Here is a 13,094-nt window from a genome sequence, read left to right as displayed (position 1 = left end):
AAATTGAAGGTAAATCAAATTTTTGGAAGTTAAAACTATGATAAAAGTACAAGATTTAAGCGACGATTTCCGGTGGGTCGCGGTTAACAACTATACTGATAATGATTACAACCAACTGGTCAATGACGAACAGGTCACCGACGAAATGCTCGGCTACGCCACCGACCAACACGAACGGGGGCGCTTAGAGTACGATGCCAAGAGCGCCATTACGACCATTATTTTTGACGTGGTCACGAATAGTAAAGCCGAGGGGACTTACACGGCCCAGGTCAGTTTTATGATGATCGACCACACCCTGATCACCTTTACCACCGATAACACGATGTTTGTCGAGGACATGCTGGCCGACGAGATCGACGCCGACTGGGAAAAGGTGCTCCACCCGTTCGACTACATTTTTAACGTCCTCTATAAATTATCGCGCCAGTACTTTTCCGCCATTAACAAGATCAATAAGGAACGCCAAAACATTCAGCTCAAAATGAAGCGCCAAATTCAACGCTCCGTCATTTTACAACTGATGGACCTCGAAACGACGCTGGTTTACTTTTTGACCTCGTTAAAAAGTAATAACGACTTGTTACAATCGCTAAAGCGCTTTGCACCGGTTAAGTTCTCAACCGCCCAGAAGGAACGGCTGGATGACATCATCGTCGAAGCCCAACAGGGGTTGGAAATGGCCAACATTGCTTCCGACATTATCGGGCGGGTGTCCAACGCCTACTCGAACATTCTGGATAACAGCTTGAACAACACGATGTGGCTGCTGACCATCTTTTCAATCGTCCTCACGATGCCGAACATCGTTTTCGGGTTCTTCGGCCAAAACGTTGACTTACCGTTCATGAAAAGTCCGTTTGGCTGGGAAATCACGATTGTGATCGCCATTGGGTTCTGTGCCCTGACCCTATGGCTGTTACGCCGGAATTCATTTCGAAAATGATCAAAAGGCCCGGGACCAGCAAAACAGGAGCAAGGCGGTTTACAACTAATCTTTTCACCACTGATACTCGAATTAAAGACTAGCACGGTAAAACTAATCCAAGTTTTACCGTGCTAGTCTTTTTTACATATTGCCAGCGTTAACGTCGGTTACTGATTGCCTACTTCGTGTGCTAACCCACGCTAAGAAACCTTTTAATTGACAATTATCCGGCACGATAGTTTAATTGTTTAAACCATTAAACCAATGTTTGGAGGAATTCATTTGTCAGATTATACTGAACTACAAAAAAATTTAACCGACATCAGTGATTTTTTAATTGCCCTCGGTGACGATAAGCGCCAAGCCATCATCATCAAGCTTTTAGAAAACGCCGATTGTACCGGGTTGCAAGTCAGCCAACTTATGGACGCGACTAGGCTATCACGCCCCGCCGTCTCACACCACTTAAAAGTATTAAAGGACGCCCATATTGTGAGCTATCACCGCGAAGGAACCAAAAACTTTTACTACCTGACACACGTAACCACTGAAATTGATAAGTTACTGGCTTTTCTGACCGAAGCAAAAGAAATTATGAAACGGAGTCCCCGCAAATGATTAAAGTCTTAATTGTCGAAACCAACGTTCAAAATTATCAGGGTACCACCGACCCGACCGGATTATGGCTAGGCGAAAGTGCTGAATTTGTTGATGAAATGCAGCGAGCCGGTATTGCTGTGGATTACGTGAGTCCCAAAGGCGGGTTTGTACCACTTGATCCGCGCAGCATGAAGTATACCGATGCCGCAATTATGGGCATCTATCGGGATCGCGATTTCATTGAACGGGGGCTTAAAAACACCTTAGCTCCCGGCACGATCGACCCAACGACTTACTCGGCAATCTACTATACGGGCGGTCATGGGGTAATGTGGGACTTCCCCGATAACCCGGAAATTCAAGCCATTGCCAGCGCCATTTACGCTCACGGTGGTTACCTTCTTTCCGTTTGCCACGGAATTGCCGGACTCCTGAATTTAAAAAATACTCAGGGTGATTACGTGATTAAGGGTAAAACCATTACCGACTTTACCACCGCCGAAGAAATTTTGGCGGGCAAAAAGAAGGTGGTCCCGTTTCTAAACCAGGACGTTGCGACTGACCACGGTGCTAATTTTCAAAAAAAGCGGTTTTATAAGGACTACACCGTTCAGGATGGTCACCTGATCACTGGTCAGAACCCCTTTTCAGTCCGTTCGGTCGCGCAAAAGTTCATTACGGAGGTCTCAAAATGATGCAAACGATTCTTGGTAGTAACGGCCCAATCGGCCACGAATTGGCCTTAGAACTACGGCGACACTATACGGATAAAATTCGGTTAGTCAGCCGCCACCCCACTCAAATCAATCCCGGAGACGAAGTAATCGCAGCGAACATGCTTGATCACGAAGCAACTGATGCCGCCATTGCTGGCAGTGACATCGTCTACTTCACGTTAGGACTGCCGATGAACAGCCAAATGTGGGAAAACCAATTTCCGACCATGATGGCAAACGTTATTCAGGCTTGTAAAGCGCACCACGCCAAACTCGTCTTCTTTGATAATACCTACATGTATCCAAAAACTGCCGCAATGCAAACGGAAAAAACGCCGTTTGAACCTGTAGGCCGTAAGTCAACAGTGCGGGCGAACATGGCAACCATGCTACTCAGAGAAATGGCCGCAAACCGAATTACCGCCGTAATCTGCCGGGCACCTGAATTCTACGGCCCCTTATCCACCAAAAGTATTACAAACACACTTTTTTTCAAAGCCATTCGCAATGGTCAACGTGCGAAAATCCCGGTTAGCCGGAGAAAGAAACGTACCCTCATTTGGACACCGGATGCCAGTCGTGCGATGGTCTTAATTGGCAACACGCCCGACTGTTACGGACAAACTTGGCACCTGCCCGTCGACCAAAGCCTTTCGTATCAAGAACTATTGCGGCTAACCAGCCAAATACGGGGTAAAGCCGTCAAAGCCACGGTCATTCCCATGAGCGTATTTAAGTTGGGGAGCCACTTCAGCCAGCCAGTACGCGAATTAAACGAGTTGCTGCCCCGTTACCGATTTGATAATTATTTTAGCGCCGCTAAGTTTAACCACCGTTTTCCTAACTTTAAAACCACAACGTTGGCGCAGGGAATTCGATCAATTCTTGCGCAATAGCTTTCAGTTCTAATGACGATGATAAGTATAGTGACAAACATCTTCAAAAAAGTGTCCCAAGAATCTTCACCAACTGCTCTCATCCTGATTCAAATGGGCAGCGGCCGTTTAGTGACAACTGCTAAAAACAATACTATTTTATGTTGGCTCACTATCAGACTGGATTGATTGCTAGTATCCGATAGTCTTTAGTTTCCTTTTAGCTTATCAAGCGGACTTATCCGACGATTCAGCGGATTATGACAGTAGCTTGGCATTCTAAACTAAATTACCGTGCTAAACAAAAAATTAAGCAGTTCGCTCAGTAAACGTCTTTTAAAACTTATTTATGTCAACGTTGATTACTTAGACGTGACTGATACAAGCAAAACTAGTTGATTCCGAGCCGCAACACGCTATTTGTTGGGTCCGGCCTTTCCTTAACTCACCAGCGTTAGCCCCGCTTAAGTCGCCGATTAATCTTGTCAATCTGATGACGGACAATGGCAACGTTGATTACCCACATCAAGACGTAAATAATCATAAAGATCACCGTAAACGAGATTAAATACGCTGGTGTGACCGGAAACCAGCCGGCAAGAATGGCTAACGGGGTAAATCCTAGGTAGTAGATGAAAAAGTTGACGACGGTCCGTTTGAAGAGTGACCAATCTTCGACGCCAAAAATGACCGCCCCCAAGCTAAAGACTAACCCCATCACCGCCCACAAAATAACCGATACTAAGACGGCGTCTAGCGACGTGGCAAAACGTGTTGAAAATTGCGGTGACGAAGGATAATAGCGCTTAGCTCCCGCTAAATAATTAAAAATCAATGATATCACTAAGCCTAAAACGACGCCCGTTTGTACCCCATAAACAGCTTTTTTTACGATTCTTTTCATAGGCCTAATTTCTCCTTCAAATTTTTTATTTTACGCCGTGCCATTTGAACCCGTTCTTGGTTGACCATTAAGACATCGATTTTCCCGTTTCCCAATAATTCAAGGTGATCGATTTTTTGATAATTAATCATCGTCCCGCGCGCCGACTCAATAAACTGAGCGGGAAGTTGCGCCGCCAACTTGGCCATGCGCGCACTGTAGTAATAGCGATTATCAGCCGTGGTAATCTGAATCTGACTGCCAACGGTTCTAAGCACGATGATATCGCGGTAAGCAACGGGTTTTACTTGATCATCCTGATAGCACCACAACGCTTCTTGTTCCTGGTTTAACTGCGCAATAATGGCTGTCATGCGCGTCGTCATTTGGCGTAACCAAAAGTCAGCCCGTTCAACGTCTAACTTGGAATCAATGTGCAAATCCACTTTCATCGTTTCAGACCTCCTTTCACGATAAATATTACCACGCTTCACCGCCCGACCTGGTACGTAGCTGGGCAGTGGTCACTTTCAACTCGTTAGCGGTACTAATAGCGCGTTCAGCGGTCTTGCAATCAGCCAGCAGCTACGCGTCTTCGCTTAATTAGCCTGCAAAAAAGCACCGACTAAGTAACCTAGTCGGTGCCTTTTAGACCCTAACAACATTCATTAAGGTTTATTGCATGTGTAGTAAGCCCATCTTGTGCATCGTTTCAGCAATCTGAACCGAGTTCCAAGCGGCACCCTTCAGCATGTTATCCGAAACATCCCACATCTGGAAAGCTTGCGGCGTTTCTTGGTCCGGACGAATCCGGCCAACGAACGTATCGCGTGACCCTTCAGCGTTGTGCGCTTGTGGATAAATTTGGTGATCCGGGTCATCTTGTAAGACCAACCCAGGCGCCTTAGCGATAACGTCTTGAATGCCCTTAACGGTGGCCTTCGGATCTTCAACTTCAAAGTAAATCGATTCTGAATGCGCAACTGGTACCGGAATCCGCACACAGGTTGCGGTTACCTTGATATCCTTGCTATCCATGTCGTTTAACATAATTTTCTTAGTTTCATGAATCATCTTCCACTCTTCGTGGGTGTAGCCATCTTCCTCGAACACGTCGATTTGTGGTAACGCGTTGAAGGCAATTGGGTAGTGTTTCTTATCCCCGGCCGTTGGTAAAATGTGGGCGTCCATTTCCTTGCCATCTAAGTAGGCTTGGGTTTCGTCCCGCAGTTCCTTTAAAGCCCGGTTACCGGCACCACTAACGGCTTGGTAAGTTGACACGATGACCCGCTTCAACCCGAAGGCTTTCCGGATCGGTTCCAAGGCAACCACCATCTGAATCGTTGAACAGTTGGGGTTTGCCACGATGCCGTGATGGTTCTTTAGGGCTTCCGGATTAACTTCCGGTACGACTAACGGAATGTCCGGTTCCATCCGGAAAGCACTGGTGTTGTCAACAACTACCGCACCCCGCTTGACCGCTTCCGGTGCAAATTTTTTCGATACGGAACCCCCCGCTGAGAAGAGTGCCAGATCAATTCCTTCAAATGATTCGGGAACCGTTTCTTCAACGGTCATCGGTTGACCGTTATATTGTAACTGTTTCCCTGCTGAACGACTTGATGCTAACAGCTTAACCGAATTAACCGGCAAACTCGTTTGTTCCACCATTTTGATCATCCGGGCACCGACTGCACCGGTTGCACCGACGATCGCGACGTTATATCCACTCACTATGAAGACCTCGCTTTGATAGTTATTGAAACATAATTATAGCACGATTTTAAAAATTAGAAAACAATGAGGTAATTAATTTAAACATTGTTACCGTCACTTAACAGTCCGCCAACCACCTGCGGTATACTAACGATAAAGACAGGAGGCCTACCAATGTGTACTAGTCTAACTTACACCGACACCGCTAACCAGCCCTACTTTGCGCGCACCATGGACTTTCCGACGACCACCCCGTGGCGGCCGATTTTTTTGCCCCGCCATTACGCTTGGCCGACCGGTCTAGACACGACCCGCCAGACGCGTTACGCCATTTTAGGTGGTGGCCGCCTACCCGTCAACTTCGATAGTTGTCTGATGGCCGATGGTATTAACGAAGCTGGTTTAAGCTGTGCCGAACTCTACTTACCCCACGCCGTTAATTATCAAGCGCAACCGGTGGCCGGAGCCATCAACTTAACACCGCAGGGCTTTATCAACTGGGTGCTCGGTGAACATACCGACGTCGCCGCGGTGATTGCCGACCTGCAGCGGGTTCGGATTATCGCCGCAAATTGGGGTGATGCCGACCAAGTCTACCCGTTTCACTGGCTAATCAGTGATCAAAGTGGCGCCAGCATCGTGGTCGAGCCGACGACCGCCGTTTTACAAGCACAACCCAATCCGGTCGGCGTGCTGACCAACACCCCGATTTTGGCAACCCATATCGCCAACCTCAATCAATTTTTGAACGTGCCCGGATCGTCCTTCTCAAGTGAAACGGCTGCCGCCGCCCGAACCTGGATTGCGGCGAGCCGACCGTTACCCAGCGGTCCGGTGCCGACGCGCCGTTTTATTCACATGGCCCTGCAACGCTTGGGACAACCCCAATTATCACCGGCAACCGTTGTACCAACCTTGTTAGCCTGGCTGGCGGGCGTCCAACTCCCCTACCAGCCTGACCATGAACAGCTAAGCCATAACTACACCCACTACCGCGCCGTCATCGACCTGCGTCAACGCGCCTACACGTTCATCGCCCGCCAAGCCTCGGCACCACGGACAATCCAGTTAACCGCCACGATGGCAACCAATTGGCAACAGCCGGTGATTTATCCGGTCGTTTAATGGCGCCGCTTCAAGAAATGCTCAAAATTGGTGTTGATTTGCTGAACCACATGCGGGTCCTTGAGATCCGCTTGCTGGTCGGTGCCACTCACCTGACTAACGACTTGTAAGTACCCGAATAAGACCTGGCTCGGGTCTAAGTGGTACTGAGCTGCCAGGGCGACGGCCAAGTCATAGCGGTCCGGTCCGAGTAATGCTGAATAATCCATCGAGATGCCCCCTTTTTTGAGTATTAATGGAAACGATTCCATCATTAATTTAACTAACGTCGTAGTTTAACATACCCGTTAGCAAAAAGCTGAGATTGACTTTTCTGCTCCTCTGAACCGTAAAAGACCCGAAATTGTATGGTAAGATAATGCTAATAATTGCAATCAAAATCAGGAGTTTATCACCATGCGAAAAGTCTTAAAACCAAAGTTTTATTTTCTATTATTTTGGATCATTATGGTTGTCGCCAGTATCGCCGCTTTACCAAACGTCTCTCAGTGGCTGACCCGCCAATCGACGGCCGCTAATTCTAGCCAAACCAGCTCACAAACTTACCGCTGGGAGCACGGGTTGGACGGCACGAAGCAGTTAACCTTGGTCTTCAATAATCCTAGCGGTAAGTTGACTGCCAGCCAAAAAATGCGGATTACCGATACGCTCGCCACCATCCGTTCTCAGGCTGACCAGTACGGCATTCGTCAACTACGGACAACCACCCTACTGGCCAACGACCGCGACCTGCTGTCCGCCGCGGACGGTTCGACCGAACTCGCGATTGCCGCGGTCAAAAGTAAGACCGCCGACTTACCGATTATCGCCAACGAATTAAATAACGCCATGGCCGATGCCGGCGTTAATACCGCTGTCACCAGCCCACAATTGGTAGTCAGCGACCACCAACAACGGCACCGCGAAGCGGTTATTAGCAGTTTTCTCATCGGAACCGCCGCGTTACTGCTCGTTTTGGGGCTGATTTTTCGCTCACTGGCGGTCCCGCTCATCAACCTCACCATTCAAGCCGTGGTGACCTTGATTACCACCAGCCTAGTGATTAACGCGCAACAAGCTTGGCAATTGCCGATCGACGTCACCGCCCTGACCTTAATCGGCTGGATCACACTCGCCGGTACCAGTTTCTTAACCTGGTCATACATGCGCGACTATTGGCAACAAACCGTTGAAAAAGACGACAACGTCGCCGCTAGTTTGGTCAGTTTACAACGCCAATACCACCGCTGGCCGGTAATCACGGTGCCACTGGTTCTCGTTTTAATCGTCCTCAGCTGGACCTCATCCCCACTACTAGCCAGTGGGTGGGCACTCGGCGTGGCCATCCTGATGACCGGCTTAGCGACCCCAACCCTAAATTTCGTTTTAACCAGTTTACTCGGTGACGTCACCTTTTGGCCGGGAACCCAACTGTGGACCGCCCGTCCCAAAAACACTTGGGGTCAACTAAGCCGGTTTGGTCACTGGCGGCCATTTTGGGGCTGCGTTTTAGCCGGCCTACTGGTTTTGCCCGGCCTATTACTGGCCCGTCCCACTTATGATGATACTCAATTACAACCCAGCGGGCCGTTAAGTAACGCCGAGTACGGACAACAACTGCTGACCGCCCACTTTGGCGCCGGCGCCGCGAACCCGGTTACGTTGACTTTGCACACCGCGCAGCCGCTCACCGAACAAAAGTCGCTGCAGGCTATCGATACACTGACGACCAAGCTCCAGGTTTTGCCCAACGTTGACCGGGTCGTTTCGGTCACGCAGCCAACTGGTCACCGCCTGAACACCTTTTACGTCAAGCAACAAGTCAACTTGATCAACGCAGACCTAGTCGGTAAACAAACAACCGTAACCAACTTACAAAAAGCGCTCGCTACCGACCGGCAACACCTCGATCAGGCTAAGATCACCGCCCACACCGAAGCGGTCGACCGGCTTTCCGACAGCCTGAACCAGGTTGCCGACACTAACGACCAGTTGTTGACCCAACTGAGCGCCCTGAACACGACACTAGCCGAACCCAGCACCGTCCGCCACCACGTTGGCCGAATCAACCAGCAGTTTAGCGCACTTGACCAGACTACCGACGATTTAATGAGCGGGCTAAACGACCTGGTTGATCGCCAAACAACGGTTGCCGAACAGGCCAAACACGTCTCTAAACGGGTCCGCCAAGTCAACCGCTCGCTGAAAAAGTCCCGTCAGTCGTTAGCCACCGTCCTAGCAAGTTTGAAAGTCACGCAAAGCTATTTAACCGGCTTGGCCAACAGCCAAATCGGTGATAGTTTCTACCTCCCCGCTAACGGTCAGAAAAACCAACGTTACCAAAGTAGCTTATTTACTAACGTTAGCAGCAGTCAGCACAGCACTCGACTGACCATCACGCTAGCAACTGGTCCAAACGACCCGCAAAGTTTGAAAACGATGCAAACGATTCGACGGGTCACCAAGGACAGCTTTAGCGCAACCGCACTTAGTCACGCTAGCTTGCAAGTCAGTGGCGTGGTTAACCAACAACAGCGCCACCACGCACTGATCAGCAGGCACGCCACTGTTTGGTGTTTGCTAGTCTTAGGCTTACTGACCCTAGGGTTCTGGTTGATCATGCGGTCGCTTACCGCCGCCCTACTCGTCACGGGAGGTTTAGCGGCCGTAACAATCAGTAGCTGGGGGCTAACCCAACTCGTCATGGTCAACTGGGCCCACAGTGGTACTTTAGCCAGCACGACCTTCGTGTGGGGTGCCGCGGTGATCGGTGGGCATTGGTTAATTGCAACCGTTCCGGTCATTCGCCACCAGCTCCACGGCGCAGCAACCACCCGCACGCTCCTCGCTAAATTTTATCGGGGTGGGCAAACCATTTGGCCACCCACGCTGCTCGCGCTAGCTTACTTACTACCACTCGCCGTAACCGGCGATACTAGCGGCTACGCGTGGGCGCTGATGGCCAGCGCGGGGTTACTGCTAACCAACTTAACCGTCCCACTGCTATTCCCCGCCAGTTTAACTTGGCGGGTCCGGCCGCCCAAGTGGTCGTTGCACCCCTTAAAAAAATAATCCCAACCCAAAAAGGTGCCGTTGACTCGTAAAATTGCGAGTCAACGGCACCTTTCTTAACTAACCAACGTCAATCTTGACGCCGGCGGTAATCAATCAAGCCAATTCCAAATAATACGACTAAGACGGCTAAGCCAATCGTAACCAGCTCTGGCCGGTCTTCTAATTCGTTCGTCTGTGGTAACGTTGTTCCAGTTGACGGTGCTCCCTGCGGACGATTGGTACCACCAGTTGTCCCGGTTGCTGACCCCGCGGTTGCGGCAGTGTCCGCACCCGATTGGCTACCAGTCGTTGCTGGTGACTGACCAGCTGTTGAACCCGTCGTGGGAGTACCGGTGCTACCAGTGCCCGGTTGCGACGTGCTGGTGTCACCGTTAGCACCCGGCGTTGGTTCACCCGGTGTCGGTTCACCTGGTGTCGGTTCGCCTGGCGTTGGTTCACCCGGTGTTGGTTCGCCTGGTGTTGGTTCACCTGGTGTTGGTTCACCTGGCGTTGGTTCGCCCGGTGTTGGTTCACCTGGCGTTGGTTCGCCCGGTGTCGGTTCACCTGGCGTTGGTTCACCTGGTGTCGGTTCGCCCGGCGTTGGTTCACCTGGTGTCGGTTCGCCCGGCGTTGGTTCGCCCGGCGTTGGTTCGCCCGGTGTCGGTTCACCTGGCGTTGGTTCACCCGGTGTTTCGTCAGCTTCAATCGGTTGGTTCGTGGCGCTGACCACAATCGGCGCCGTTTGACCAGCCGTAATCGTGAACTTAATCGGAGTCTTATTCAATTGATAATCAGTTGGTGCCTTCACTTCCACGAACTGGTAATCGCCGGCTTGTAAGTCGTTCAGCGTGATTTTCCCGTTCGCATCAGTAGTCAGGTCACTCATCAACACGTTGCCGTTAGCATCTTGCAAATCAAAGGTGGCACCGGCCAACGCTTCGCCGGTCTTGGCATCGGTCTTGGATAGTACCACTGAACCCGTCGTGACGGGCGCCAACTTATGGTTGGTTTGTGAAACCAGTACCGGGGTCGTGATGTTTTGGGCGTCGATCGTAAACGGCACTGGTGTGGTATCCAGTTGATAGCCTTCCGGTGCTTTAGTTTCAACCAGTTGATAGTCTCCGGCCTGCAACCCGTTAACGCTAAGTTGGCCGTATTCATCGGTAGTCAAACTGGTGCGGATGACCGTACCAGTCGCATCGACTAACTTGTATTCCGCGCCACTCAACTTAGCACCACTTTCGGCATCGGTCTTCGTCAACGTAACGCTCCCGAGTTGGTTATCACCATTCCCGGTCCCGTCACCACCGTAGCTGACGTTACCGCTGACCGAATCACCGTTCATCGCCGCGGTATTCGACCAATTATTAGCGCCTTCCGTGACGTTCGCAAGCTTAGCTCCGTAGGTCATGTTAACGGCCGTCGTCACGTTACTAAAGGTAAACGTGATTTGACTGCCGCTAACCTGAACGGTCGGTGTGATACTGCCACTGCCAACAAAGTTACCGGCCTCATCGTAGTGACCGGTTTGTGCTGAAATGGTGCCAGGAATAAACGTCTGGTTCGGTCCCAACGTATCGGTGACCACCACCGTTCCGAGCGCTTGACCAGTCGGGTTAAAGGCAACGTTCCAAGTTAGACGGTCCGGTAAGCCGTTGGCATCGTAACTACCGATCCAACCAATCTTGTTAATGGTCCAGTTAAAATGAACTTCCGTATCACTGGTCCCCTTCGCATAAAACTGTAGGGTCCCGATCCGGTTCGTCCCGGTTTGTGATAAAACGTCGTTAAAGGTAATCGTTCCGGCCGACTGTCCGGCCTTAATGGTGAAGGTCCCAACGACCTGACCATTGTTATCCTTTAAGCCGATTGATAAATCGTTTGGTGCCACCGCGCCTGTCGGTAATTGAACCGTTGCCGTGTCGCCAGCCGCGATTGGTTGGCCATCGCGAATCGACCAGTTATACTTGACCGTGTAACTTTCCCACTTGCTCATCGTCGTGGTATCATTGACAACGTTACCATTTTGATCCGTCACCGCGGCATCCCCGCTGGTCAAACCCAGCGTGGGAATTTCATCCGCCTTAGCCACGGAAGTTAATAGTAACCCCATCGTCAAAACTGTTAGCAGACTGAGCAAGCTCGCAAACAATTTTCTTCGCATAATAGTAATCCCCCCATTCTTTGATACTTAAACCAAACCTTGCCGTTAAAACGAATCCGTTCATCCGTAAGTTATTCAGCCCAACAATCCGTTCTAACTACTTAAACTTTAAATCCAACTAATATCAGGCGTATACTGAAAAGCTTTAAACGGAAATTTAGCGAACAAATTCGCCGGTTAACAAATAACGTGTGCGCTAAACCAGGTAGTTGGTGCTCACTAACAGCGTATGGCGAATAATCTCGGGCCTAGTTATGGGACTAAGTTTAAACGGAGTCGCCGGACTTTTTGGCACACATTTCAACAATCGTAGACTTAATGCCAATTACCGGTAAAAAAGGCCCTATCCCAAACAGGATAAGGCCGTAGTGGTGTTTAGCATGAATAAAACCGATAAATGTCTGTTAGTCATGGTGAAAGTCATGCCCAACCGGCAAGGCCGAAAGCTGCCACGATTTGGGCTTGATTGATCGTAGGAATCGAGCCATAACCCTTGTCACAGCTTCGTCTCCCCATTAAAGGGCTAATTGCATCTGCTGGTGTCGCAACCCGGCTTCCATAAAAACCGCACCAATGGCTTCAAAACCTAACTGCTGATAAAACGATTGGGCGGTAACCTGGGCGCCGAGTACCAGCCGCTGATACCCCCGTTGCCGGCCATCAACGCTCATTTGACGCAACAACTTGCGGGCGTAGCCGAGACCGCGTGCGGCTTTTAACGTTGCCACCCGCTGAACGTGCAGCGTTTGCGCCGATTCGGGGGTCATCCGGGCAGTTGCGACCGGTCGTTGCTGCTCATCATAGGCCACGTAATGCCACGTCGCACTTGTCACGGTGTCCAATTCATCGGCGGGCGCGATGCCCTGTTCACCGATGAAGACTGCCTGACGAATTTTGATAGCGTCGGCGTAAACGGCCGAACTGCTCTGATTACTTTTTTTAATTTCCAATTAACTCATTCCCATCCCAAGGTAACCGCGGCTTTTGCGCGCTTTAACCCATTCTTAAAAATGTTAGCGATTACGGCTGACAATCTTATGTTAAAATGATTTGA

12 protein-coding genes are annotated in these 13,094 nt (G+C 50.2%); 6 read left to right on the top strand and 6 right to left on the bottom strand.

What is annotated here, in order from left to right; genetic code table 11:
* Positions 1–37: 37 nt before the first annotated feature.
* From FFM82_RS04725 to FFM82_RS04710, 4 genes are all read left to right on the top strand, one after another.
* Entirely contained in the window at positions 38–946 is a 909-nt protein-coding gene (locus FFM82_RS04725) for a magnesium transporter CorA family protein (RefSeq protein WP_137644722.1), read from the top strand.
* Between the two features lie 264 nt (positions 947–1,210).
* Positions 1,211–1,546: an ArsR/SmtB family transcription factor gene (locus FFM82_RS04720; RefSeq protein WP_225425620.1), complete on the top strand. Its 336-nt coding sequence runs from the start codon at positions 1,211–1,213 to the stop codon at positions 1,544–1,546.
* Positions 1,543–2,223 carry a type 1 glutamine amidotransferase domain-containing protein gene (locus tag FFM82_RS04715; RefSeq protein WP_137644720.1) on the top strand — a complete coding sequence of 227 codons (681 nt, stop codon included), beginning with the start codon at positions 1,543–1,545 and terminating at the stop codon, positions 2,221–2,223. Before FFM82_RS04720 ends, FFM82_RS04715 begins: the two co-directional genes overlap by 4 nt.
* Positions 2,223–3,140 carry an NAD-dependent epimerase/dehydratase family protein gene (locus FFM82_RS04710; RefSeq protein ID WP_137644785.1) on the top strand — a complete coding sequence of 306 codons (918 nt, stop codon included), beginning with the start codon at positions 2,223–2,225 and terminating at the stop codon, positions 3,138–3,140. The genes FFM82_RS04715 and FFM82_RS04710 overlap by 1 nt, the downstream gene beginning before the upstream one ends.
* Before the next feature lie 433 nt (positions 3,141–3,573).
* On the opposite strand, the gene FFM82_RS04705 is transcribed toward FFM82_RS04710, so the two are convergent.
* The 3 genes from FFM82_RS04705 to FFM82_RS04695 all read right to left on the bottom strand — a co-directional run bounded on the left by FFM82_RS04705 (position 3,574) and on the right by FFM82_RS04695 (position 5,736).
* Positions 3,574–4,023: a DUF3021 domain-containing protein gene (locus tag FFM82_RS04705; RefSeq protein ID WP_137644719.1), complete on the bottom strand. Its 450-nt coding sequence runs from the start codon at positions 4,021–4,023 to the stop codon at positions 3,574–3,576.
* On the bottom strand, positions 4,020–4,454 hold the full coding sequence (locus FFM82_RS04700) for a LytTR family DNA-binding domain-containing protein (RefSeq protein ID WP_137644718.1): 435 nt from the start codon (positions 4,452–4,454) through the stop codon (positions 4,020–4,022). The genes FFM82_RS04705 and FFM82_RS04700 overlap by 4 nt, the downstream gene beginning before the upstream one ends.
* A gap of 223 nt (positions 4,455–4,677) precedes the next feature.
* Positions 4,678–5,736, bottom strand: a complete 1,059-nt coding sequence (locus tag FFM82_RS04695) for an aspartate-semialdehyde dehydrogenase (RefSeq protein WP_137644717.1) — start codon at positions 5,734–5,736, stop codon at positions 4,678–4,680.
* 156 nt (positions 5,737–5,892) lie between these two features.
* Between FFM82_RS04695 and FFM82_RS04690 the strand changes: the two genes are divergently transcribed.
* The gene (locus tag FFM82_RS04690) at positions 5,893–6,843 is read left to right on the top strand and encodes a linear amide C-N hydrolase (protein ID WP_137644716.1); all 951 of its coding nucleotides are present in this window, start codon (positions 5,893–5,895) and stop codon (positions 6,841–6,843) included.
* Here the strand turns inward: FFM82_RS04690 and FFM82_RS04685 are convergent.
* Positions 6,840–7,052 carry a hypothetical protein gene (locus FFM82_RS04685; protein WP_137644715.1) on the bottom strand — a complete coding sequence of 71 codons (213 nt, stop codon included), beginning with the start codon at positions 7,050–7,052 and terminating at the stop codon, positions 6,840–6,842. The genes FFM82_RS04690 and FFM82_RS04685 overlap by 4 nt on opposite strands.
* Before the next feature lie 187 nt (positions 7,053–7,239).
* Here FFM82_RS04685 and FFM82_RS04680 point away from each other — a divergent pair, with 187 nt between their 5' ends.
* On the top strand, positions 7,240–9,894 hold the full coding sequence (locus FFM82_RS04680; RefSeq protein WP_137644714.1) for an MMPL family transporter: 2,655 nt from the start codon (positions 7,240–7,242) through the stop codon (positions 9,892–9,894).
* Between the two features lie 70 nt (positions 9,895–9,964).
* On the opposite strand, the gene FFM82_RS04675 is transcribed toward FFM82_RS04680, so the two are convergent.
* On the bottom strand, positions 9,965–12,040 hold the full coding sequence (locus FFM82_RS04675; RefSeq protein WP_137644713.1) for a SpaA isopeptide-forming pilin-related protein: 2,076 nt from the start codon (positions 12,038–12,040) through the stop codon (positions 9,965–9,967).
* A gap of 515 nt (positions 12,041–12,555) precedes the next feature.
* On the bottom strand, positions 12,556–12,990 hold the full coding sequence (locus FFM82_RS04670) for a GNAT family N-acetyltransferase (RefSeq protein ID WP_137644712.1): 435 nt from the start codon (positions 12,988–12,990) through the stop codon (positions 12,556–12,558).
* Between the last annotated feature and the right edge of the window lie 104 nt (positions 12,991–13,094).

Source organism: Lactiplantibacillus plajomi, assembly GCF_005405405.1.
Taxonomy (GTDB): domain Bacteria; phylum Bacillota; class Bacilli; order Lactobacillales; family Lactobacillaceae; genus Lactiplantibacillus; species Lactiplantibacillus plajomi.
The sequence above is the reverse complement of the archived record's forward strand: the minus strand, read 5'-3'. Positions and strand labels throughout refer to the sequence as shown.

Bases quoted from the DNA above. Each gene is read 5' to 3' on its own strand.
- FFM82_RS04710 (WP_137644785.1), top strand. From the start codon at position 2,223: ATGCAAACGATTCTTGGTAGTAACGGCCCAATCGGCCACGAATTGGCC.
- FFM82_RS04675 (WP_137644713.1), bottom strand. From the start codon at position 12,040: ATGCGAAGAAAATTGTTTGCGAGCTTGCTCAGTCTGCTAACAGTTTTG.
- FFM82_RS04690 (WP_137644716.1), top strand. From the start codon at position 5,893: ATGTGTACTAGTCTAACTTACACCGACACCGCTAACCAGCCCTACTTT.
- FFM82_RS04680 (WP_137644714.1), top strand. From the start codon at position 7,240: ATGCGAAAAGTCTTAAAACCAAAGTTTTATTTTCTATTATTTTGGATC.
- FFM82_RS04685 (WP_137644715.1), bottom strand. From the start codon at position 7,052: ATGGATTATTCAGCATTACTCGGACCGGACCGCTATGACTTGGCCGTC.
- FFM82_RS04700 (WP_137644718.1), bottom strand. From the start codon at position 4,454: ATGAAAGTGGATTTGCACATTGATTCCAAGTTAGACGTTGAACGGGCT.
- FFM82_RS04715 (WP_137644720.1), top strand. From the start codon at position 1,543: ATGATTAAAGTCTTAATTGTCGAAACCAACGTTCAAAATTATCAGGGT.
- FFM82_RS04705 (WP_137644719.1), bottom strand. From the start codon at position 4,023: ATGAAAAGAATCGTAAAAAAAGCTGTTTATGGGGTACAAACGGGCGTC.
- FFM82_RS04725 (WP_137644722.1), top strand. From the start codon at position 38: ATGATAAAAGTACAAGATTTAAGCGACGATTTCCGGTGGGTCGCGGTT.